Genomic DNA, 22,527 nt, shown 5'->3' with positions numbered 1-22,527 from the left:
CTGGGGTCAGAGCTGGGGTCAGAGCTGGGGTCAGAGCTGGGGTCAGAGCTGGGGTCAGAGCTGGGGTCAGAGCTGGGGTCAGAGCAATGCTCTGACCCTGCCCCGCCCCGACCCCAGCGGCGAACGGCACGAGAACAGACGAGGGGCGGTGCCCGAAGGCACCGCCCCTCGTTCACGTCACCCGACCCGATCGCTTACGGATTGAGGTCGATGCACTGCGCTTCGCCATTCACCTGCGGCACGCGCGGATTGAACGTCTCCGCGGTGGGCGTGCGGAAGACGATGTCGTTGCCGTAGCCCGGCGCGCGATTGATCTGCCAGGTGTTGCCGTTGGGGAACACCTGGTTGGCCGTCATTCCGTACTGCCGCATCATGCGGCGCATATCGGGGTACCGGTGACCGGTGCCGAACAGCCAGAACCCCTTCTCACGGAAGATGAGGTCACGGCGACCCGCTTCGGTGCCGGGATCGGCGAGCGGCGTCATGGCCGCAATCGTACGGCCATACCCCGGTGGCGTGGCGCGCAGGCTGTTGAGGATGGCCAGTGCGCCGGCAAAGTTGCCGGTGCGATTGAGCGCCTCGGCCTCGTACAACCGTGCCTGCAGCCCGTTGATGAGCGACACCGACGACGCGTCGGTGGTCCAGATGAGCTGGTACAGCATGTTGGGCACCGCCGTGTTGCCGCTGTCGAACGGGCGCGACGTGGTGAGTCCAACCGCGGTGCACGCCGCCTGCCCCACCGAGCAGGTGGGTACGCGCGGGTCGTTGGCGGTGCCGAAGTTCATCTGCAGCGGCCCCTCGTTGTTGGCCACGAGGTACCGACGCTGGTTGTTGATGAGCGACCAGACCCCCGGCGTACGGGCCGTGAGCGAGTGCTCCTGGTTCCAGGTGAAGGTGGTGGGCACGGCCGCTACCGTGGCCGCTACCGCCCCGAAGTTCCCCTGGTTGAGCAGGATGCGCGCACGCAGGATGTTGAGCGAGTTGCGCACACGGGTTTCGTTGGTGCCGGTGGTGCTGCCCAGGCGCGTGAGCCCCGAGTCCACCTTGGCCAGCGCCAGCGTGAAGAGCGCCGCGTTGGGCTGCGGGTCGCCGTACGTCTCCACGCCATCACGGATGCTGCTGATGGGCTGGCCGTTGCAGAAGTACTCGGCCAGCAGGTTGATCATGTACGCCTCCACGAAGAACATCTCGCTGTAGTTCCACGCCGGGGCGAGCGGCGCGTACTGGGCCAGCGCCTCCCGCGTCTGGATGGCCCCAATGCGCGGCAAGTGCAGCCCACGATAGGCCGAGGTGATGTTGCCGTTCTGTGGGGTGAGGGCGCGCTGGTCGGTTTCCACGCGCTGCGTGAAGGTGTCCCCCGTTCCGAATTCGTCGCCGAAGAGGCCGCCGTACAGGAACATGGACTCGCCGCCCGTGGTGTTGGCGTTGAAACGGCCGAGCGTACCCACGCGCAGCGCATTGGCCGCCGTGGGGCTGGCGACCAGCTCCACGCCAATGATGTCGGGGTCGGTGGCCTGCACCAGCCTGTCGATCTGACAGCCGGACACGAAGACGGCTCCGGCTGCCACAGCCGCGAGGCGCGCCCCGTTCGAAATCAACTTGTGCATGGGGTGTCTCAGAAGCCGAAGTTGAAGCGCACCGTCCACGTCTGGAGCGGCGGCGTGATCTGGAATTCGTCCTGGATGTTGCCAACGCCGCCGGTGGTTTCCGGATCGACGCCGGTGAAGTCGCTCCACAGCTTCAGGTTGCGGCCGGAGAGCGTAATGGTCCCGTTCTTGGCCATCGGCAGGCGGCTCGCCAGGCTGGGCGGAATGCGCCACGACACGGCGAGTTCACGCAGGCGCCAGTAGTCGGTGGGCTCGAAGAAGCCGAAGTTGGTGGAGAGCACACCCGGCTTCTGGAAGGCCGCGCAACGCGCCTGGCGCGCCAACGGCGCCGACGGATCGATACGCTCCTGCGAGTTGAGGCGGGTGGCGCAGCGGAAGCGCTCCGTGGTGTTGTTGAGGAGCCCACCCAGCTTGCCGTCAATGAGGAACGTGAGCCGCAGCTGGCCATCCTTCAGCAGGTCGAAGCCGTTCTGGATGGACACTTCGGTACGAGGCACGCTGTACCCCATGTAGCGCGGCGTGGAGTCGACGTTGACTTCGGCAATTTCGATCATGCCGTTGCCGTTGGCGTCGGCGAACGTGTAGGGGCGGTCCCAGATGGAGCTGATGGGGAAGCCCTCGGCGTTGCGCACCGTGCCCGTACCGGCCGGCTGGCCGCCCAGGTCGAGCACCTCGTTGCTGTTGTACGAGCCATTCAGCGTAACGTCCCAGCTGAACTTGCTGTACTGTACCGGACGCGCGGTCACCAGGTACTCCCAGCCCCAGTTGCGGATGGCGCCGACATTGACCGCACGCGCGGTCGAGCCGGTACCAATAGACGGGGCCAGCGTCTGGTTCACGATGGCGTCGCTCGACTTCTTGTCGTAGTAGGTGAGCGACGTGGTGATGCGGTCGTTGAACAGCCCCAGGTCGAACCCGCCTTCCACTTCAGTGACCGTTTCCGGGCGCAGGTTGGCGTTGCCCAGCGTCTGGTAAATGAGCCCCGGCACATCGGCCGCATTCTCGCGGTACACGTTCGAGGCGAAGAACTGCAGCGCCGCCGTGGTGCCCGGGCGGATACCGGCCTGCCCCCACGAGGTCCGCAGGCGCAGCTGGTTGATCTGGTCCTTGAGCGGGAACCATGCCTCTTCGGAAATGCGGTACGAGGCGCCGGCGCGCGGGTAGTACGCCGTACCAAAATTGCGGCCGAACGCGGAGTTGTTGTCGCCGCGCACGGAGGCCACGAGGTCGAGGCGATCAAACAGCTGGGCGTTCTGTTCGATGAACACGCCGGCCGTCTTGGACACCGTGGTGCCTTCGCTTACCGACGGCACCGAGCCCTGGCTGAGCGTGATACCGCCCGGGGGCAACTGGGCGGCGCTGGCGTTGTAGGCGTCGTCCTGCCGGTGCACGAACTGGAAGCCGCCCGTGGTACGTGTGGAGAGCCATTCGAGCGGGCGGAAGCTGGCCGTGGCCGACCAGTCGGCGGTCCACTGGAACTGACGCGAGCGGCTTGTGCTCTTGAAGCCGAGGCGGTTCTGCCCGAAGTTCGGGCACTGGTCACGCAGGCAGTAGTTGTCGTACGACTCGGCCGAGTAGTCGAGACCGGCGTTCCCGCGCATCTGCAACCACGACGTGGGTGACCAGAGGGGGCTCACCGAGCCGATCCAGCGCTGCAGGTCGATGTTGTTGTACTGTTGGAAAATGTCGCCCGGGGTGAACTGGCGATACCCATACAGCGAGTCCGTGCCGCCGGCCGTGAGCGTCCGGTTGCGCGTGCCGGGGCCGCCAAAGGCGTGCGAGCCGAGACCGGTGGTATTGTTACCGTCCTGCGGCGCCTGCTGCTGGCTGCTGAGGAAGTAACTGCGGATGGGAATGGTGAGCTTCTGCGACGGCTTGATGTCGATGTTGGAGCGCAGACTGAACCGCTGGAAGGTATTGGGGTCGGCCCACTCCTCGCGCACTGCGATACCCTGCCGCGCGAAGCGGTCGCGCTCGAACTCTGGCATGCCCAGCGTGCCCGTGGTGCGCTCGTGTTCGACGGCGGTGAAGTAGTTCACCGCTTCCGTGCCGCCGGATACCGTCATGCCGTACTGCTGACGGATGCCGTCCTTGAGCGGCGTGGCGCGCGGGTCGCGCCAGAGATTGAAGGTGGTGATGGAGTCCACCACGCAGGTGCGCGCGGCGATCGTATTGATCTGGCAGTCTGCGGCACGGCCGTTGTTGGCCGGGTTGGTCTGGTTGGCCAGACGCCCCCATGCCGTGTAGGCGTCGGGGTAGTTGTTGCGATCGCGCGTAACGCCCTGCTCCGTGTACACCGACCAGCGGGCCGCGCCCTGGCGCCCCTTCTTGGTGGTGATCACGATGACGCCCGTGGCGGCATCGGTCCCGTAGGTAGCCGACGCAGCGGGACCACGAATGACGTCGATGGTCTCGATGTCTTCCGGGTTGATGTCGTTGAGGCGCCCTGCCGGCGCGCCACCCGTGCCAAGCCCCGAGGTGGAGCTGTTGATGCGGATGCCGTCAACGAAGATGATGGGATCGTTGCTGAGCGAGATGGACGACGTGCCGCGAATGCGGATACGCGACGCCGCGTTGACGCCCGAGCCGGGGAGCAGCTGCACGCCGGCCGCCTTGCCGATGAGCAGGTCGCCCACGTTGCTGATCTGCGCACTTTCGATGGCCTTGGCGGCGTCGATCTGCGCGATCTGGTTGGGGATTTCCAGGCGGCGCTGGTCACCGGTGGCCGTGGTCACGACGGCGGTGAGGTTCACGGCCACCTTGGTGAGCGAGAAATCCAGCGTGGTCGTGGAGCCGGCCGTGATGACGGCGGGCTTGGTGCTTTCGGCGTAGCCAATGCGCGCCACGCGCACCGTCACGTTGCCGGCGGGCACGCCGCGCAGGGTGAAGCGCCCTTCGGCGTTCGTCAGACTGCCAAGCGTGGTACCGGCAATCGACACCTGTGCGTTGGGAATGGGGGCACCGCCCGCTTCAATCACGCGACCGGCAACCACGCCGGTGCGATCCTGCGCAGCCAGTGTACCCGATTGGACCACGACGGCCAGCACGGCCGCCGCCATGGCCCGCACGACCCGCGGGATACTCATCTTCATGAATTCGCCTCCGGACGCCCGCAAGGGCGACGGATTGGTGGAGGGGGACCGACGTTCGGGAGGGGAGAACGCCGGGTTGCAGCGACCCGCACGGCGCTCGGACAACAGGGAGAGCTGTCGCCCCGCGCCGTACCGGGGGTGTTCGCCAGCCGAAGTGTAAGCGCGGAGACAGGCAGATCAAGCGACAACGGCCCTCATTGCTCGACTCGTTCCACCAACGCGCAACGAACAACCACGCAGCGCCCGTATGGCGTCACCACGGCGGCTCCCCTTCTGTTCAGCGACTCACCGCGAGGCCGCGCCACCAGATGCGCGCTGTTTCCGAAACAAGCGATACGCGACACGGCCCCTGTCTCCAGGAGACAGGGGCCGTGATAACATCGGTGTACGCCCGGGCCCTCAGGGATTCCGGTCGGTACAGCCGTTGAACAGCGCGTTGTTCCGCTCGTCGGTCACCACCGGCAGGTTCACGTCCTTGCCGTAGTTGCCACCCTTGTAGTGGACGCCCTGGGGAAACACCGTGAGCTCGGTGCGGCCGTACTGACGAATGAGCCGCCGCATGTCCCCCAACCGCTGCCCGCGACTGAAGGTCCAGAAGGCCTTTTCGCGGAAATGCGCATTCACCCGCGCCGCCTCCGTGCCCGGATCGGCCAGGGGGGCCAATGCGGTAGGCTGGATTTCTCCCAGGCGGGGCGGCGTGGCCCGCAAGGCATTGTGGATGCCCAGCCACTGCGTCACGTTCCCCGCCCGCAGCGCGGCCTCCGCCTCGATCATGCGCGCATCGATGCCGTTGGCCACATCGACCGCCGTGAGCTGCCCCCACATGGTGGTGGTGCGCGCGTAGGTCTGGCCATCCTGCCCGTTGATGGCGCCGGACGTGGGAATGGTGACCGGCAACCGCGGATCACGCGCCGAGGCGAACGGGATGGCGTTGGCCACCAGAATGTTGCGCGCGTTCCCCTCCACGCTGTCCCCCACGCTGTAGCGACGCGAGCTGATGCCCTGCCCCCACAGCGTGTTGGTGCTGGTGTTGAGCGAGAAGGAGTGCTGATAGTTGAAGGCGGTGGGTACGCTCCCCACTACGGTACCCGCCTCGGCGAACTGCCCCAGCGCCAAGTGCACGCGCCCCCGCGCCACACGAATGGCCCGGTTCATGAGCACACTCGCCGCGGCCGTGCCATTGGCATAGGTGAGTCCCGTGTCCAGCGACGCCGCGGCGTACTGGAACACCACTTGGGTGCTCTTGGGCGATTCGTTCACCGGCTCGGCGTTGAACACGTTGCCGATCGGAATGCCGTTGCAGAAGTCCGACGCCAACTGCAGCTCGGCGAAGCCCCGTGCCAGATACATCTCGGCAATGAGCGCCCGTGAAGCAGGGCTGAACTTGAGCAGGGACTCGATGGCCTCGTTGGCGCGCTGCCGGGTGCGGAACAGCTGCCGCATCATGCCGGTGATGGAGGAGTTGAACTCCTGGATCACCCGCTGGTCCGTCTCGTCGTTCTGGATGAAGGTGGAGCTGGTGGACCATTCATCGGCCAGCAGCCCGCCAAAGAGCCAGGTGCTTTCGCCGCCCCCCGTGATGCTGCGGAAGGTGCCAATGGCGCCATTCGCCAACGCCACGGCGCCGTCGGCGCTCACGATATCCGAGGGATTGATGATATCGGGATCGGTGACGCCCAGCAGGCGATCATTGGCGGTCTGACAGGCCGTCAGGGACAGGGCGAGCGCCGCGGCGGCGACACCCAGTGCACGTGAGCGCCGGCCCCGGAAGAATTGAGTCGTCATGGGTCGGTGTCCTCAGAAGCCGATGTTGAAACGCATGATGAAGTAGCTCGGCGGCCCCACGGTCTGGAACTCGCTCGGCGCCTCGGTCCCGCTGGTGGTGTTGAACCCCGACTCCGGATCGGTGCCGCGGTAGTTGGTCCACAGCCTCAGGTTGCGCGCCGTGGCCACGAAGGAAAGCGAGCGCCCGCGCACCAGCCGCTTGGCCATGTCGCTGGAGAAGGTGTACTGCAGCGACGCCTCGCGGAGGCGCACGAACGCGCCACTCTGGAAGAAGCCGTCGAGCGTGCGCGCCGCATGTTCATTGGCCGCGATGTTCGTGGCCTGGTCGATGAAATCGGCGTTGAGATTGAGCCGCCCCGAGCAGTTCGGTCGCGTGCAGCGAATCCGTTCCGTGTTGTTGTACCAGAGGCCACCGCTCCGCCAGTCCCACATGGTCTGCACGCGCAGCTTCTTGGCGAAGAAGTCGAAGCCGTTGATGAGCGTGGTCATGTAGCGCGGCGTGGAGTAGCCGCGGAAGATGGCGGAGTCGCCCACGAACACCTCGTTGCGCGCGGCGTCGGTGAAGTACGTGAGCAGGCCGTCGCCATTCTTGTCCTGCCACCCCGTGATGGGGCGCGCCCACAGGCCGCCCACCGGGTACCCGGTCTGAATGCGCGTGGTGGTGCCGATCTGCGGCGGCGTGCCCCCCAGCGACACCACGGCATTGTCGTTGGCGGACGACGAGATGTTCACGTCCCACCCAAAGGCATCGCGCTGCACCAGCTGGGCGTTGAGCGCGACCTCAATGCCGGCATTCTTGACCGATGCCAGGTTGCGCAGCTGCGACGTGACCGACCCGAACGACGGCGGCAGAATGGCCGAGTACAGGGCGTCGGTGGTGATCTTGCTGTAGTAGGTGAAGTCGAGTGACAGGCGCTGGTTCAGCATCTGCGTCTCGAAGCCCATCTCATGCTCGGCCGATCGCTCCGGCCGGAGATTGGCGTTGCCCAGCGCCGCCTGCGTGATGGTAGGCTGGTCGAGGTTCTGCACGCTCGTGATGCCCGCCGTATAGAATCGCAGGGCGTCGTTGGGGCCTGGCTGCACGCCCGACTGCCCATAGGCATAGCGCAGCCGCATGGTGTTCACCCAGCTCGGCGCCTTCCACCAGTCTTCCTCGGAGATGAGGTAGGACATGGACGCCTTGGGATACACGATGCTCTGGAAGTTGGTGCCGAAGGCCGAATTCTGGTCGGAACGCACGGCGGCCGTGAGGAAGAGACGATCACGCCACGCCAGTGACTGCTCGATGAAGGCACCGAAGGTCTTCTGGCGCGTGGTGGCCTCATCGACCGTGAGCTGCGTGCCCGAGGCCACATTCTGCGAGCCGGGCGCCAGCTGATTGGAGCCGGTGGTGGCCGAGCTGGAGTTGAAGCCGATGTACTGCGCCCCCACGGTGGTCTTGTTCTGGAAGCCGAGGAAGTTGTAGGTGGCCGTGGCCCCGGCGTCGACCGTGAGGTTGTTGATGTAGACGCGATTGAGCCCGCGCGACCCGAAGCGCGTGATGGCCGTGAGCGGTGGTCCCTCGCCACGCTGCAGCAGGTTCTCGTCGTTGCGGCTCGTCCAGTCGTTGCCCACCGCCGCCCGCGCGGCCAGCCACGACGTGGGGCGATAGTTGGCCTGCCCGGACCAGAGGAACCGGTTCACTTCCTGTGCCGTGCGCTCCTGCCACATGTAGCCGGGGGTCCAGGCCCGGTAGCCGTTGAGCGGTGTGCCGAGGCCGGTCACCGCACCGTTGTTGCGTGTGCCGGGACCGCCGAAGACGTGTGACCCCAGCCCGGCCGTGGCGTTGGACTCGAGCGAATAGCGCTGCGCCACGTTGATGAAGTTCGTGGACATGCCCAGGTCGAACTTCGGACTGATGGTGGCGTTGACATTCGATCGCAATGACCGTCGTCCCATCTGATTGGGACGCGACGTCCAGGGATAGATGCGCAGACCGGTGGAATCGAAGCGCTCCCGCTCGAACTCGGGGAGGCTGAGCACCCCCACTTCCAGTTCATCTTCGGCCGACACGAAGTAGCGCACGGCCTCGGTGCCGCCCGACACCTGCACGCCGATCTGCCGGCGCGGCGACGACTTGATGGGTGTCAGGTCGGGCTCGTCGAAGATGTTGAGCGAGCTGGTGGAATCGGCACGACACTCACCGGTCCCCACCCGCTGCAGGTTGCAGAAGGCGCGCGACGAGACCGTTTCGTTGGGCCGCTTGCCCCAGAGGGAATAGGCGTCGGGGTAGAAGTTGCGGTCGTAGAGGGTGCCCCCTTCGGTATAGATGCTCCAGCGGGCGGCCCCGGCACGACCCTTCTTGGTGGTCACGAGAATCACGCCGTTGGCGGCGTCGGTGCCGTAGAGGGTGGCGGCCGACGGCCCTTTCACGATCTCGATGCTTTCGATTTCTTCGGGGTTGATGTCACCCACGCGGCTTGGCGCGTTGCCGCCGGTACCGCCGCCGCTGCCCGTCGCCGTGCTGAAGTTGGCGTTGTTGCTGGTCATGCGAATGCCGTCGATGATCCAGATCGGCTCGTTGTTGAGGCTGATCGAGTTCATGCCGCGAATGCGGATGCGCGCGCCCGTTCCGGTTTGCGTGCCGCTGGTGACGGTCACGCCCGGTGCCCGGGAGTTGAGCAGGTCGTTGAGGTTCCCCAGCGGCGACGCCTCGGCCACCTTGGCCGCGTCGATGTTGGCGGTGGCGTTGCCGATTTCCACGCGGCGCTGTTCGCCCGTGGCCGTGGTGACCACGGCGGCGAGATTCACCGCGGCTGCGGTGAGGGCGACACTCAGCGTGGCGCCCTGTCCGGCGGCAATCGTGATGGGCCGGGACTGTTCAGTGTACCCCACCCGGAGAATGCGAACGGTATAGCTGCCGGGATTCACCGGACGCAGCACCAGACGCCCTTCGGGCGTGGTCTGACCGGCAATGGTGGTACCAACGAGAAACACGCGTGCGGCTTCGATGGGCCGCTGGTTGGCCGCGTCGGTCACGGTGACGGTCAGCGTACCAGGCTGCTGTGCGCGAACTGCTGGCGCGGCCAGGGCCAACAGCCCGGCGAACGCCAACAGGGGGCGCCACGAGTGGAGCATGTGCGTGTCTCCTCGATGCGAAGGTGAGTGCCGAAACCCAACCTTGAACAAAGGGACCAGACGATACGGCAGTTTCCTTGTCCCGTATTGTTGCGTTCCATCCCTCAGATTGCCCAACTCCATCCCTGCTTCCGGCAGGCGGACCAACGTTCTCCTTCATTGCGGCGTACGCTCCGTGGCGCGCCGGCGATGCGGTCGGTGCCTTCCCCCTCGCTGCGTCCCGTCGCCCGTGCCCGCCAAGCCGAGTTCGCCCTCCGGTCCGCTGCTCGCCGTGAGTACGGCCGCCGTGCTGGCCGCCTATGCGGCGGGCTACGTGCGCACAGAGGCTGCCGCCGCCGAGCTGGCAGCCCGCAGCACGGTGCGGCGTCCCGAGGTCGGCACGGGCGGCGTCTCTCCCAGCGTGCCCATCAGGCCCGCTCCGGGGTCAGAGCTGGGGTCAGAGCTGGGGTCAGAGCTGGGGTCTGACCCCGGGTCGGTTGCGCCGAGCGCGCCGGCGACCCGTGCACCCGCAGCCCCCGATGCCGCCCCAGTGAATTCGACGGTGGCCTCCGTCCCGGCGAAACCGACCTCGACGGAGACCGGGACACCGCCCCCCACCTCGACGGAACCGGCGCCGGCACCCGTTCCCACCCTCCCCATCCCCCCCGCCCCCGCGCCGGCCTTGGCCCCGGCCCCGGTCCCGGCCCCTCCCCTAACTGTCCCCCCCGCCTCGGCGGCCGGGCCGGTAACCTGGAAGGACGGCACCTACTCCGGGTGGGGCACCTCACGGCATGGAGACGTGGAGGCTACCGTAATCATCGAAAAGGGGCGCATCACCGCAGCGGCCATCAGCCGCTGCCTCACGCGCTACTCCTGCTCGTGGATCGCGCATCTGCAGCCGCAGGTCGTGGAGCGCCAGAGCCCCGAGGTGGACAACGTGTCCGGGGCGACCGAAAGCGCCAACGCGTTCTACTACGCCGTCGTCGAAGCGCTGAAGGCCGCGCGTCAGTGACTGCCGCCACGGAGTTCGTAACCACGGAGTTCGTGACCACGGCGATGAGCACGACGGTGTCAGTGCAGCTGGTGGGAGCCATCCCCGAAGCCTCGGCCCGCGCCGCACAGGCCGTGGAGTGGTTTCGGGTGGTGGAAGCGCACGGCTCGCGCTTCCTCGGGGATTCGGAGGTGAGCCGGCTCTGCCGCAACGAGCGAGGCCCGCAGGCGGTGTCGCCGCTGCTCTTCGAACTCCTGCGCGTGGCATGGGCGGTGGCCGCTGCCACGGACGGCGCGTTCGATCCCACGCTCGGCCGCGCCCTGCACCACCACGGCTTCGATCGGTCGTGGCAGGACGGCCACCGGGTGCCGCGCAATCCCACCCCCGACACTGCGACTGCGCCCCTTTCGGGCGCGTGGCGCCAGGCGGTGCTCGATGAGGCGACCGGCACGATTGCCCTCCCGCCGCAGACGATGCTCGACCTGGGAGGGATCGCCAAGGGCTTTGCCCTGGACCTGGCCGCGCGGTCGCTGCACGACGTGCCGAACATGTGCGTTGTGGCCGGCGGTGACCTGCACTGTCGCGGGCACAATCCGCGGGGCGCGCCGTGGCGCACGGCGGTTCGTCATCCGGTGCAGCAGGACGGCGCCGCGTGCGTGGTGGAGGTCGCGGCAGAAGAGTATGCGCTGTGCACGAGCGGCGACTACGCCCGCGTCACGGCGGCCGGCCATCATCTGCTGGACCCGCGCTCCAAGGCGCCGACTCCCTCGGTGGGGTTGCGCAGTGTGACGGTGGTGGCGCCGCACGCCGTCGTGGCCGACGCCCTCGCCACCGCCGCCTTCGTGCTGGGCGCGAATGCGGGTGCGGCGCTGTGCGCCGAGCACGGGGTGGACGCCTACTCCATTGACGCGGACGGTACCCACCACGAGGTGCACGGGTGGGGATGCACCACCTTCACCCGCGCCGGCGGGACGACATGACCGCGCGCTGGCTGCGTTCACCCAAGGGGCTCTTCGCCGGCATTCTGCTGCTGCTCACGGTTCCGGCCGCGCACCATGCCGGGTGGATGCTCGTGCTGCCGGGGCTGCTCGCGGCCATCACGGCGGCGATGATTACCGACACCCCGCTGCTGCGGTGGCGCGATGGTCAGTGGACGGTCCCTGACGGGGCCCTGCTGACCGGCTGGTTGGTGGGGCTGGTGCTCAGCCCCCATGTTCCGTGGATCGTTGCCGGCGCGACTGGCGCGTTGGGCATCGTAGCCAAGCATACCCTGCGCGTGCGCCGGGCGAACGTACTCAACCCGGCGGCGGCGGCGTTGGTGGGCAGCTACTACCTCTTCGACACCGGACAGAGTTGGTGGGGCGCGCTCCCCGAACTCCCCGCGCCATGGCTGGTGCTGTCCGTCGTCACCGGGCTCTTCATCACCAGACGCCTGCACAAGCTGCCGCTGGTGCTGGCCTTTCTTGGCGCGCACTTCACCTTCGGCACGATGGCGGCCTTCGCCGGGGATCCGGCACGCGTGGCCGAGCTGTACCGATCGCCCGATGTGCACATGGTGCTGTTCTTCGCGCTCTTCATGCTGACCGATCCGCCCACCTCGCCCCCCAAGCCGGCCGATCAGATCGTGTTCGGGGTCATGGCCGCCATGGCCAGCTTTGCCCTGTTCATGCTGGTGGGTGCGGTGTATTTCCTGCTGGGTGGGTTGCTGGTGGCCAATCTCTGGGAAGGATGGCGCAAGTGGAAACGCGTGCAGGGTACGCGGCGTGCATCGCACTCGATTCGCGCTGGATGGACAACGATGCCTACGGGCACATCAACAACGTCGTCTACTACAGCTTCTTCGACACCGCGGTAAACCGGTGGCTCATCGAGCGCCACCTGCTCGACGTCATGAGTGGCGCCACCATCGCGCTCGTCGCCGAAACGCAGTGCCGCTTTCACGCGCCGGTCGCCTTTCCCGACCGCATCACCGTCGGGCTGCGGGTGGCGCATCTGGGTACGTCGAGTGTGCGCTACGAGCTGGCCATCTTTCGCAATGACGACCCGCACGCCTGTGCGACCGGGCATTTCGTGCACGTCCATGTCGACCGCCAGACGCGGCGCCCCACCCCGATTCCTGCGGCCACGCGCGACGCCCTGCGCACGCTGCTTCGGCCACCGGCCTGATGTCGGTGGTGCCCCGCGTGCGCCGCGTGCTGGGGGTGCTGCTGCTGCTGGCGGCTACCACGTCGCTGGGATGGTCACAGCGCTTTCGCACGTTCGTGGAGCCCAACGTGCCGTACGACGGTCGGTTCACCTTCGTGCGCCTGCGCTACACCGAGTTCGGGCCCAATGGCTGGGCGTTCGACTACCCGGCCATGGAGCGCAACTTCATGACCATCGTGCAGGATCTCACGGCGATGCGCTCCCATGTGGCCGGGAGCAACGTGCACCGCATGGACGACCCCCTGCTCTCACGCTATCCCATCGCGTACCTGTCGGAGCCCGGCTACTGGTACCCTGACGAAAGCGAAGCCGCCGGCCTGCGGGCCTGGCTGCAGAAGGGCGGCTTTCTCATCGTCGACGACTTCTATTTGCGGCAGTGGGAGGTGTTTGCGCGCGGCATGCGCACGGTGCTCCCCGGGGCCCAGTTCATCCGTCTCGACCGCACGCACCCCATCTTCAACGCCTTCTTCACCATCGGCACGCTCGACGGCATGCACCACCCGTCAACGCGGTCGGCGCGAGCCGAGTACTATGGCATCTTCGAAGGCAACGACCCTTCGCGCCGGCTCATGGTGATCGTGAACTTCAACAACGACATCGGCGATTACATGGAGTGGTCCGGCCAGGGCTGGTACGCAGTCAATCTCAGCAACGACGCGTACAAGTTCGCCACCAACTACCTGGTGTACGCGCTCACGCACTGACCGTCTCTCCGCGTACCCGCGCGCGCAGCAGTGCGTGACACGCATTGGAGGGGAACGGACCACCGGAGAACCAGAGAAAGGGAGCGCTGGGGCACGGGCGTACCCTGACCGTTGCGCCAGTATCTCCCGTTCCCGATTCTCCCACGATCAGTTCCCCCGCCGGCCGGGCGCGGCGCGTGCCGCAAGCACAGCCGTGCGTGACACGTTTGGGGGGGGAACTGACAACCGGAGAATCAGAGAAAGGGAGCACTGGGGCGCGGGCGTACCCTGACCGTTGCGCCAATATCCCCCGTTCCCCGATTCTCCCACGATCAGTTCCCCCGCCGGCCGGGCGCGGCGCGTGCCGCAAGCACAGCCGTGCGTGACACGTTTGGGGGGGGAACTGACAACCGGAGAATCAGAGAAAGGGAGCACTGGAGCGCGGGCGTACCCTGACCGTTGCGCCAATATCCCCCGTTCCCCGATTCTCCCTCGGTCAGTTCCCCCGCCGGCCGGGCGCGGCGCGTGCCGCAAGCACAGCCGTGCGTGACGCGCATTGGAGGGGAACGGACCACCGGAGAATCAGAGAAAGGGAGCCATGGGAGCGCGGGCGCCTACTGCCGCGTCGGAGCGCTCGCCAATGCCTTGGTCAGGCGATACAGGAACTCCTGCCCCTCGTAGAAGCTCTTGACCGCCATGCGCTCGTCGCGCCCGTGAGCGCGTGCGTCCACGGTGGGATCACTGAACAGCCCGGATACACCAAAAGCGGGAATGCCAAGGGCGCGGAAGAAGCGGGAGTCGGTGGCGCCGGTGCTCATGGTGGGGATGATGGGCATGGCCCCCCACAGCTCCGCGGTGATGCGGGTCACCGGGGTCATCACTTCCGGCAGCAACGCCGATGCCGGGGTGCTGGGGCGTTGCGACCGAATGATGACCTTGACGTTGGTGTCACCCACCGCTCGCTCGAGTTCCGCCCGCACCGACTCCGCCGTTTCCGATGGATAGATGCGGCAGTTCACGTTGGCCTCGGCCAACTGCGGCAGCGCGTTGGTGGCGTGCCCGCCCTTGAGCTCCGTGGCCACGCACGTGGTGCGCAGCATGGAGTTGTAGCGAGGATCGGCGGTCACCACCGCCACCGCCGCGGCGTCGCCGACGTTCTTCACCAGCGCCGTCATGGCCCGCCCCATGGCCGGCTCCTCGAGTGCCGCAGTCTGTGAAAAAAACGCGCGCGTCACGTCGTTGAGCTTCACGGCGAACTTGTAGCGCCCGACCTTGCCGAGCGCATCCGCGAGCTGCGTGATGGCGTTGTCGTCGCGCGGCACCGACGAGTGCCCGCCCTTGTTGGTCGCCCGCAACGTGAAGTTGGTGGTGACCTTCTCGGCCGCCTGCACGCTGTTGAAGAGCGGCTTGCCGTTGCGCAGCGTGCCCCCACCGCCCTCGTTGATCACGAGCGCGGCATCCACCAGCGGCCGGTGATTCTTGAGCAGCCAGTCCACGCCGTTGGCGGGACCACTCTCCTCGTCGGCCGTGAGCGCAATGATGATGTCGCGGTCGGGGACGTACCCTTCCTGCTTCATGCGGAACACGTTGGCCACGAAGATGGCGGCCATGGCCTTGTCGTCGGCCGTGCCGCGCCCGTAGTAGTAGCCGTCCTTCTCGGTGAAGACGAAGGGATCGAACTCCGGGGACCAGTCGGCCTTGAGCGCCTCCACCACGTCGATGTGGGCCAGCAGCAGAATGGGCTTCTGCGGTCCGCCGCGTCCGCTCCCCCGAAGGCGCGCCACCACATTGTGCTTCTCGGGGCGAGGCCCCCCCACGAAGATGTCCGCCTCGGGAACACCCGCCGCCCGAAAGCGGGCGGCCATGGCGTTCGCGGCCACGGTGATGTTCCCCGTCTCCACCCCCGTCTGAATCTCCACCAGCTCCTTGTAGATCTCGCGGGTCATCTGCTGAAAGGGCGTGAGCGCCCCGGGGCGATACACCGCGGAGGCAGGCTGTGCGGCAACCGGGCGCGGCAGCCACAGCGCCGCCATGGCGGCAACGGCGGTAACCAGTACAGCGGAACGGCGAGCCATGGAAAGCTCCTGGGGAGTGAGAAGGAAGGACCGGCTACAGGAACGAGGGTGCCGCCTGCGGCGCCAGGCCATCATCAGCGACATACCGCCGCAGCAGCGACTCCGCCGCCGGATAGTAGGCCGCAACGGGCGGCAGCCCGCCGTCGAGCAGCGGGCCGGTGTCACGCAGGGCCATGGCCACGCCTTCCGTGAGCGCCATGACATCGCGGTGCTCATGCACGCAGTGATCGAGCAGCAAGGCCAGGTGTCCCGCCAGTTCCTCCGGCGTGGGCTCGCGCACGGCGCGCCATCCGATGAATTCCAGCGCGCGCGCCAGGGCCGGGGCAGCACCGGCGCCGCCCAGGGTCGTATCGTCGGTGTAGCGCTGGCGAAGGCGCGTGAAGGAAAGGCTGTTCACGGGCGAAAGGAGTGAGCGACCCATAGAATACGCCCATGCCCGTCAATCTGCACGACTACGAGGCGCACGCCGCCCAGCGGCTTCCGCGCATGGTGTATGACTACTATGCCGGCGGCGCCAACGACGAGATTCTGCTGCGCGAGTCGCGAACGGCCTGGGACGCCCTGCGCATTCGTTACCGCGTGCTGCGCGATGTTTCGCGCCGCGACCTGGCCGTGGAGATTGACGGTCACCGTCTCGAGTGGCCGGTGATCGTGGCGCCCATGGCCTTTCAGCAGATGGCCTGCGACGAGGGCGAGGTGGCGACGGCACGCGCCACCGCCCACGCAGGGTCGGGGATGATCCTCAGCACGCTGTCGAACTGCACGATCGAGGCGGTGCGGGCGGCCACGACGGGGTTGCTCTGGTTTCAGCTGTACATCTATCGCGATCGCGGCGTGACGGCCGAACTGGTGCAGCGCGCGGAACGCGCCGGGTGCACCGGGCTGGTCCTCACGGTGGACACCCCCCTGCTCGGCCGGCGTGAGCGCGACCTGCTCAATGGCTTTCACGTCCCGCCCGAGTTTCCTGCCCCCAACCTCGGGGTGGACATGCGCGGCACCCTGGGAACATCGGCCGACATGTCGTCGGCACTGGCCCAGTTCATTCTGCATCATTGGGACGCCGGCATTGCGTGGCGCGACGTGCAATGGCTGCAGTCGGTTACGCGGCTGCCCATCTACCTGAAGGGGATCGTGCGCGGCGACGATGCCCGGCTGGCGCTCGAGCATGGGGCGCAGGGGGTCATCGTGTCCAACCACGGCGGGCGGCAGCTGGATACGGCCGTGCCCACGGCGCGCGCGCTGCCGGAGGTGGCCGATGCCATGGCCGGACGCGGGACGCTGCTCGTGGACGGGGGCATTCGTCGCGGTACCGATGTGCTCAAGGCACTGGCCCTGGGCGCCCAGGCTGTGCTGCTCGGCCGCCCCATCCTGTGGGGGTTGGCCACCAACGGTGCGCAGGGGGCACGTGATGTGCTGTCGCTGCTGCGGGACGAGGTGGATCTGGCCTTTGCCCTGGCCGGTGTGCGGACACCGGCCGAGGCAACGGCCGATCTGATAGCCTGACGCCCTACTTGCGCGACGGCTTGAAGAGATCGCGCACCGGATCGGCCGCCGGGGCCAGCGTGCGCGAGGCCTGCACCATGCGCTCCACTTCGCGCATGAGGTTCGCGTTCTCGAGCACGATGCCGTCCTTGATGGTGTGCACGATGCCCTTGGTGCGGATCATGGCGCCGCTGCGGTCGAGCGCGAGGTCGCCGAACGCATAGAGGTACTTGAGGTTCGCCGCCGGGTTGCCATCGACGATGAGCAGGTCGGCCGTGTAGCCGGGGCGCACGAGGCCGAGCTTCGGCTCGCCCAGCGTGCGCGCGGAGGTATAGGTGGCCGACTTGAGCACCTCGAGCGTCTTCATGCCGGTTTCGCGCCCCAGTTGCAGCTCGCGCACCGTGGAGAAGCCGGGCGTGGCCCAGATGTAGTTGTCGTCGGTGCCGAAGGCCACGGTGCCGCCGCGACGGTTGAACTCGAAGATGAGATCGCCCCACAGCCGATACGCCGCCGTCCAGTTGTATTCGTCGTCACTGGTCCAGTCGTAGTGATAGGCCCCGTGGAAGGCGGGGTTGGGCAGGTTCCAGTTCCAGAGCGCCTGATGCGTGTACTTTTCCGTCCACGGCAGCGACATGGCGCGGATGAGGTCGCGGTTGGCCTCGTACACCACCCGCGTGGGCAACATGGTCACCCCGCAGCGGACCAGTGAATCCACCACCGCCCCCAGCAGGCGTTCGCGGTTGGCGTACGTCCACACGCGTCCGGCCTCGCGAAAGCGGTCGTTCTCGTTGCCGTATTCGTAGTTGCGCGGAAAGTCCTGCGTGGCCCCGTCGAGCGACGATTCGGCGTAGCCGTAGTGGTGCTCGATCATGGTGACCCCGGCGCAGGCGGCCTTCACCGCCTGGGTCACCGCCGTGTTGGCCGGCTGGAGGTGGAACGACGTGATCATGTCGTTGGCCTTGGCGGCTTTCGCAATGGCCCCCACCAACTCGAGGTTCCACCCCAACGGGTCCATGGAAATGACGCGCACGCCGTTGGCGGCCATGGCCTTCACCACCTGCGGGGCCATGGACGGGTCGTCGAGTTGCAGCCGCGAGAAGGTCGTGCCGGCACCATAGCTCACCAGCGGATACATGCGCGGTGCGATCATCTCGTTGGCCGCGCTGCGCCTGGCCTCGCGCATGCCGTCGGCATAGCCCCGGTCGGCGGCATTGACCATGGTGGTCACGCCCATGGCGAGCTTCAGGTAGTAGACGTACTCGATCTCCATGGGCAGGGTGCGGATGTGCGTATGGAGATCGATCATGCCCGGCATGACGAACTTGCCGCCCGCGTCGATGATGCGGTCGCCCGTCATGCGGGGCCGCGCGCCGGCACGTTCCGCGGTGACCGGGTCGAAGGGCACCATCTCGGTAATCAGGTTGCCTTCGACCTTGATGTCGTACGGTCCTGCCGGCGGGCCGCCATGGCCGGGAATGACCATCGCGTTGCGAATGACCAGCGCCTTGTACGGGCCCGCCCCCAGGTCACCGAACGACTTCGTGATGATGGGCGTGGCGGCGACTGGCACCGTGGCCGGGCGGGGCTGCGCGGACAGCGAGGCGGCCGCCAGGAGCGCGGTGGCCAGGGTGACGGTGGCGGTGCAGCGGGCAACAACGGAGGGCATGGCGCGGGGAGTGAAATGTGGACGGACGCGCGAAGGCGAGCACCGCGGGGGCGAGGCGCGCTCCGTGGCGGGGCCGGCAGCCGCCGGTGCGGTGGGGGCGCCGGCGCGGTGGGCTACAGCAGCGACGGATTGCGCAGCCAGACCGATACCGTGAGGGCCGTCGCGAACGACACCCACGCCAGATAGGGAGCCAGCAGATAGCCTGCCGTGGTATCGTGCCGCCGGAAGGCGATGAGCGTGGCGACGATGCAGCCCCAGAGGGCGAGCACCTCCGCCGTGGCCCACGGCCCGTCGCGCCACACGAAGAAGAGCCAGGTCCAGAGTGCGTTGAGCGCCAGTTGGACGAGATACAGCGCCATGGCCGCGCGGGCGCCGGCGAGCCCGCTGGCGCGCCACACCCGCCACGCCGCGACGGCCATGAGCAGGTACAGGAGGCTCCAGACCGGGCCGAACAGCCATGCTGGTGGGGCCCAGACCGGCTTGTCGAGGATGGCGTAGAACGCGGCCGACGAGCGCGACGCGACGGCAGCCCCGGCCGCCGCCGCGCTGGTCACGGCGATGGAGACGAGCAGGGCGGGAAGGCCGGCATGGGCGCGGCCGGCAGCAGCGGACGTCATGGCGGTAAGCTCGCGCGCGGCACGGCCGGGCGACAGGGCCCGGGGCGTGACCGCAGCCGGGGGGGCGTGAGGCGGCCCGGTGGACCATCTGCCAAACCGCGCCAACTGCTTCCGTATCACGACTGCCCCCGCTCCAGCTGATCCCCGGTGGCTGCGGGAACTTGCCCGTTCATCCGGTGCGGGAGTTTGGGTGTTCACCTACACACGCCGGGGCGTTGTGCTTACGGGCCGGCGCCTGCCACTCGGCCTCCTTCTGCGCCACGTACGCATCGAGCGCCGCCTGTTCGTAGCGCACCGTACGTGCGCTCCCCTTCCGGAAGGCAGGCCCTTCCCCCTGCGCCCGCAAGTTGGCGAGCATTTTGTGCGACAGCCTGCGATACCGGGCAGCGTCGCGAGAATTGAGATACGCCCAAAGAACCTCTTGTCCGCACAAGTGCGGACCGTCCGCGCTCGATTAGAGTAGGGGGAGCGCGTTCCCCCTGGCGTGTCTCAAGGCGCACGTTATCGGCGCTGTTGGGCGGTGAACGGATGCTATGGGAAGATTTGTTGCTGAGGGGGCGGACAGGATGTCCGATGAGGTCTTGGGCGGTATATCGAACATCCACTGGCAATCGGCAGGTGTGCATTTCCGCACCTATCCGGTGACCGGGTCGACTTCAACGGCGGCGGACGAGCTTGCGTAGCTGGGGGGCTTACCTTACCGTACGCAATATCAAGTGGACTGGGGAACCCCGGTCGGCGCTAGGCTCCGGTGAACACCGGGGCCTTTCTGCTTTATGCGCTCAGAGCGGAAACACTTCAAGGCCGAAGCCATCAAGCTGTCCGCGTGGACCTCTCCTGAGCTTCGGCTGAATGAGGTCGTAGGCACGATTCACCTGCTCCGGGCGCAGCACGTGCAGGCCGATCGGCCTGGCAACTAAGTCAGCCAACTGAAGACCCGTGGTAATCGTCTTCTTGTCGGCCATGATGATCTCAATAGGGATCTTGCTGCAGGTAGCGTTCGCACCACCCGTCACGCGTCGGAACTCAAGTTCGAGTTCTTTGTCTTCTTTCGGGCCCCGACACTCGAATACGAAATGGGTGAGCTTGCCATCTTGTCCGTTCTCGTGAAGAAAAGCGCAGACGCGTTCGAGCCCGTACTCAAGTCCAATTGCATAGGGATTCTCCGGGCGATGGTACTTCTTGACCAATCGCTCCTTCTGAATCACGATTGCGACAATAGTGAATGGAGCGATATCGATGAGGGTGCTCATGTCTTTCATGAACGCCGCACGAAGACTCGCATCAGTTAGGAAGCGAAACGCATTCTTCGCCTTCCGAATCTCGTGCTCGTGAAGCACGACTTGATCGTGGCCGAAGTGAGCGAACTTGAAGCGCAGCATCGCCGGGACGACCGTGTTCGCCAGCGCGCTCTTCTCGAAAATGCAGAACGCCAGTACGAAAAGCGGATAATTCGGGTCGGTGGACTGCAGCCCATGATCCCCGCTCTCGTCCACGTACACGATGTAATCGCCGTTCTCCACGGCCTCACGGCGGTCGATTTCCTTCATTGGCTTTCAGCGGGGGTGACAGTGCTGAACGTGTGGCGCCCTAATCTGAACGGGGAGTGAGTGGTCGACGCAAACCCACCACTTTCGCTGTGGACTTTCCCTCAACTTTCCCCAGCCTTCCATGCACAGGAACTGTCACAAAAATGACGAAGCCCGCCAAGAGCTCAGCTCTTCGCGGGCTTTCGTTTACACAGTCGGGACGGCGGGATTCGAACCCGCGACCCCCTGAACCCCATACTCAAGGTGCAGCGCGCAAATCACGGCACCAGAGGGAGTTAGCGACCCGTTGAGTGGCGTTGTATGACGCATTCAGGGGGTCGCCAGCGCATAAACGCAGCGTGGATGGTGCGCCACGTCGCACAGTACGCCATACACTTCTCAGTCGGTGAAGGTTCGCAGGCCGCCGGCAAGCCGCGTGCGGGGCTGGTCGCCCTCCTCGGCACGGTGGGGCGGAAGCCACCGCGAGGCGGAGGACATCGACGGACCTCACTGTCCCCCTGCCAGCAGTGCACCGTACGACGGAAGCTCCCGAGCCCTCAGTCGCTCGAAGCGTACAACGCCGGCCCCGTCGACCAGGATGTGGTCCGGCGTACCGTAGGGCTGGAAGGCGGCCCCCGCCTCACCGCGCTTGTCCTGAAACACCGGGAACGAGTATCGCTGTTGGCGCATCCACGCCAGAAGTGAGGCGTCGATGTTGTCCGTGGTCACGGCCACCAGCCGCACACCCATTCGGGCGAGCTCTCCACTGACACGCTGCAATTCGGGAAGCTCCTGCAGGGAGCCTCCGCACCACCGCGACCAGAACGCAAAGACGGTGGGTTTTCCTCCGACGAGCGACTCGAGACTCTGTTCCTTGCCTTCTGCATCGACGAGCCGCACGATGCCCGGCAAGTGCCGACGAACGCCGTTCGCTGCCAGCCTGGCGCGCATGCTGTCGCTCGCCGCCCGCTCCCACACGGCCCACTCGCCGCTCTTCTCGAAGCGCGCAAAACGGGCGCGCCACCCGTCGCGTTGTGTGGTGGGTATCGAGGGGTCGGCTGAGGCAAATGCGGCAGCCCGCGCTGCCTGGATGGTGTCGCCAATCGCGAGGTGCAGGTCGCTCAGCTCACCATACAGGTCGCTTCGCCATGTCATTCGCGTTGCCACTGCAAGCGTGTCGGCGGCCGCCGCCTCGCGGCCGACGTTGCGCAGCGCGCGCCCGAGCGCCAACAGTGTACTGGCCACGAACTGCGAATGTTCACGTTGGGCTTGCGCGACCGTCAGACCAAGTGGTCGGGTACTGTCCGATACGTCGCCGAACCGCGCCAACTGCTTCCGCATCATGGCTGCCCCTGTGCCAGCGAGCGCCGGGATTTCGGCGTATGCCCCTCCAATGGGCGCCTCGAAGTATCCGGGTGGACCGAACGACAGGAGGCGTTCCCCCCACGTCTTCAAGGCACTCGCTTCGCGCGATTGGCTGGCGATCACGAAGCCCTGGAGCGACAACGCAGCGCGGTTCATGCTGTCGGTGTGCCAGAGCGTCTCGAGACGGCGCAGCCGTTCATCGCGCTCACTGGTACCCTGCAGCGCCCTCCACATTCGCCCCATGGCGAGCACGCGTGACCGTGGGTGATCCTTCTCGAGCCGTGTGGCCCAATACTTCACGGCGAGCGAATCGTCGACCGCCTCAGCGTATTGG

17 protein-coding genes are annotated in these 22,527 nt (G+C 66.8%); 6 read left to right on the top strand and 11 right to left on the bottom strand.

Annotated elements, in window-relative coordinates:
- Positions 1 to 194 precede the first annotated feature (194 nt).
- The 4 genes from LW840_RS08105 to LW840_RS08090 all read right to left on the bottom strand — a co-directional run bounded on the left by LW840_RS08105 (position 195) and on the right by LW840_RS08090 (position 9,601).
- Positions 195 to 1,607 carry a hypothetical protein gene (locus LW840_RS08105; protein ID WP_291276781.1) on the bottom strand — a complete coding sequence of 471 codons (1,413 nt, stop codon included), beginning with the start codon at positions 1,605 to 1,607 and terminating at the stop codon, positions 195 to 197.
- Between the two features lie 8 nt (positions 1,608 to 1,615).
- Positions 1,616 to 4,693, bottom strand: a complete 3,078-nt coding sequence (locus LW840_RS08100) for a SusC/RagA family TonB-linked outer membrane protein (protein ID WP_291276780.1) — start codon at positions 4,691 to 4,693, stop codon at positions 1,616 to 1,618.
- 405 nt (positions 4,694 to 5,098) lie between these two features.
- The gene (locus LW840_RS08095; protein WP_291268215.1) at positions 5,099 to 6,484 is read right to left on the bottom strand and encodes a hypothetical protein; all 1,386 of its coding nucleotides are present in this window, start codon (positions 6,482 to 6,484) and stop codon (positions 5,099 to 5,101) included.
- Between the two features lie 12 nt (positions 6,485 to 6,496).
- Complete coding sequence (locus LW840_RS08090) at positions 6,497 to 9,601, bottom strand: SusC/RagA family TonB-linked outer membrane protein (RefSeq protein ID WP_291276779.1); 3,105 nt, start codon at positions 9,599 to 9,601, stop codon at positions 6,497 to 6,499.
- 778 nt (positions 9,602 to 10,379) lie between these two features.
- Between LW840_RS08090 and LW840_RS08085 the strand changes: the two genes are divergently transcribed.
- The 5 genes from LW840_RS08085 to LW840_RS08065 are packed head-to-tail and all read left to right on the top strand — an operon-like array spanning position 10,380 to position 13,480.
- Entirely contained in the window at positions 10,380 to 10,592 is a 213-nt protein-coding gene (locus tag LW840_RS08085; RefSeq protein ID WP_291262056.1) for an FMN-binding protein, read from the top strand.
- Positions 10,589 to 11,551 carry an FAD:protein FMN transferase gene (locus tag LW840_RS08080; protein WP_291276778.1) on the top strand — a complete coding sequence of 321 codons (963 nt, stop codon included), beginning with the start codon at positions 10,589 to 10,591 and terminating at the stop codon, positions 11,549 to 11,551. Before LW840_RS08085 ends, LW840_RS08080 begins: the two co-directional genes overlap by 4 nt.
- Entirely contained in the window at positions 11,548 to 12,426 is an 879-nt protein-coding gene (locus tag LW840_RS08075; protein WP_291276777.1) for an RnfABCDGE type electron transport complex subunit D, read from the top strand. The genes LW840_RS08080 and LW840_RS08075 overlap by 4 nt, the downstream gene beginning before the upstream one ends.
- Entirely contained in the window at positions 12,360 to 12,737 is a 378-nt protein-coding gene (locus tag LW840_RS08070; protein ID WP_291262053.1) for a thioesterase family protein, read from the top strand. Before LW840_RS08075 ends, LW840_RS08070 begins: the two co-directional genes overlap by 67 nt.
- A complete protein-coding gene (locus LW840_RS08065; RefSeq protein ID WP_291268219.1) occupies positions 12,737 to 13,480 on the top strand; it encodes a DUF4159 domain-containing protein in 744 nt (247 codons plus the stop codon). Before LW840_RS08070 ends, LW840_RS08065 begins: the two co-directional genes overlap by 1 nt.
- Before the next feature lie 593 nt (positions 13,481 to 14,073).
- Here the strand turns inward: LW840_RS08065 and LW840_RS08060 are convergent.
- Positions 14,074 to 15,534 (bottom strand): M20/M25/M40 family metallo-hydrolase, encoded by a 1,461-nt coding sequence (locus LW840_RS08060; protein WP_291267773.1) that lies wholly within the window; start codon positions 15,532 to 15,534, stop codon positions 14,074 to 14,076.
- A gap of 34 nt (positions 15,535 to 15,568) precedes the next feature.
- On the bottom strand, positions 15,569 to 15,931 hold the full coding sequence (locus tag LW840_RS08055) for a hypothetical protein (protein ID WP_291267772.1): 363 nt from the start codon (positions 15,929 to 15,931) through the stop codon (positions 15,569 to 15,571).
- 35 nt (positions 15,932 to 15,966) lie between these two features.
- On the opposite strand from LW840_RS08055, the gene LW840_RS08050 reads away from it, so the two are divergent.
- Positions 15,967 to 17,037 carry an alpha-hydroxy acid oxidase gene (locus tag LW840_RS08050; RefSeq protein WP_291276776.1) on the top strand — a complete coding sequence of 357 codons (1,071 nt, stop codon included), beginning with the start codon at positions 15,967 to 15,969 and terminating at the stop codon, positions 17,035 to 17,037.
- 4 nt (positions 17,038 to 17,041) lie between these two features.
- Here LW840_RS08050 and LW840_RS08045 read toward each other — a convergent pair whose 3' ends face one another.
- From LW840_RS08045 to LW840_RS08025, 5 genes are all read right to left on the bottom strand, one after another.
- Positions 17,042 to 18,682, bottom strand: a complete 1,641-nt coding sequence (locus LW840_RS08045; protein ID WP_291276775.1) for an amidohydrolase family protein — start codon at positions 18,680 to 18,682, stop codon at positions 17,042 to 17,044.
- Positions 18,683 to 18,795: 113 nt separating this feature from the next.
- A complete protein-coding gene (locus tag LW840_RS08040) occupies positions 18,796 to 19,299 on the bottom strand; it encodes a TspO/MBR family protein (RefSeq protein ID WP_291262047.1) in 504 nt (167 codons plus the stop codon).
- A gap of 169 nt (positions 19,300 to 19,468) precedes the next feature.
- Positions 19,469 to 19,732 (bottom strand): helix-turn-helix domain-containing protein, encoded by a 264-nt coding sequence (locus LW840_RS08035; protein WP_343213828.1) that lies wholly within the window; start codon positions 19,730 to 19,732, stop codon positions 19,469 to 19,471.
- A gap of 349 nt (positions 19,733 to 20,081) precedes the next feature.
- Entirely contained in the window at positions 20,082 to 20,849 is a 768-nt protein-coding gene (locus LW840_RS08030; protein ID WP_291276773.1) for a DUF3800 domain-containing protein, read from the bottom strand.
- Positions 20,850 to 21,335: 486 nt separating this feature from the next.
- On the bottom strand, positions 21,336 to 22,527 hold a 1,192-nt coding region (locus tag LW840_RS08025; protein ID WP_291276772.1), incomplete at its 5' end, for a TlpA disulfide reductase family protein.

Origin of the sequence: Gemmatimonas sp. (genome assembly GCF_021298855.1) — a bacterium.
Taxonomy (GTDB): domain Bacteria; phylum Gemmatimonadota; class Gemmatimonadetes; order Gemmatimonadales; family Gemmatimonadaceae; genus Gemmatimonas.
This window is presented reverse-complemented; position numbering and strand designations above follow the sequence as displayed.

What these genes read in the sequence shown, in the direction of transcription:
- LW840_RS08030 (WP_291276773.1), bottom strand. Translation starts at nt 20,849, where the DNA reads ATGAAGGAAATCGACCGCCGTGAGGCCGTGGAGAACGGCGATTACATC.
- LW840_RS08065 (WP_291268219.1), top strand. Translation starts at nt 12,737, where the DNA reads ATGTCGGTGGTGCCCCGCGTGCGCCGCGTGCTGGGGGTGCTGCTGCTG.
- LW840_RS08095 (WP_291268215.1), bottom strand. Translation starts at nt 6,484, where the DNA reads ATGACGACTCAATTCTTCCGGGGCCGGCGCTCACGTGCACTGGGTGTC.
- LW840_RS08070 (WP_291262053.1), top strand. Translation starts at nt 12,360, where the DNA reads ATGGACAACGATGCCTACGGGCACATCAACAACGTCGTCTACTACAGC.
- LW840_RS08090 (WP_291276779.1), bottom strand. Translation starts at nt 9,601, where the DNA reads ATGCTCCACTCGTGGCGCCCCCTGTTGGCGTTCGCCGGGCTGTTGGCC.
- LW840_RS08060 (WP_291267773.1), bottom strand. Translation starts at nt 15,534, where the DNA reads ATGGCTCGCCGTTCCGCTGTACTGGTTACCGCCGTTGCCGCCATGGCG.
- LW840_RS08050 (WP_291276776.1), top strand. Translation starts at nt 15,967, where the DNA reads ATGCCCGTCAATCTGCACGACTACGAGGCGCACGCCGCCCAGCGGCTT.
- LW840_RS08100 (WP_291276780.1), bottom strand. Translation starts at nt 4,693, where the DNA reads ATGAGTATCCCGCGGGTCGTGCGGGCCATGGCGGCGGCCGTGCTGGCC.
- LW840_RS08045 (WP_291276775.1), bottom strand. Translation starts at nt 18,682, where the DNA reads ATGCCCTCCGTTGTTGCCCGCTGCACCGCCACCGTCACCCTGGCCACC.
- LW840_RS08075 (WP_291276777.1), top strand. Translation starts at nt 11,548, where the DNA reads ATGACCGCGCGCTGGCTGCGTTCACCCAAGGGGCTCTTCGCCGGCATT.
- LW840_RS08105 (WP_291276781.1), bottom strand. Translation starts at nt 1,607, where the DNA reads ATGCACAAGTTGATTTCGAACGGGGCGCGCCTCGCGGCTGTGGCAGCC.
- LW840_RS08040 (WP_291262047.1), bottom strand. Translation starts at nt 19,299, where the DNA reads ATGACGTCCGCTGCTGCCGGCCGCGCCCATGCCGGCCTTCCCGCCCTG.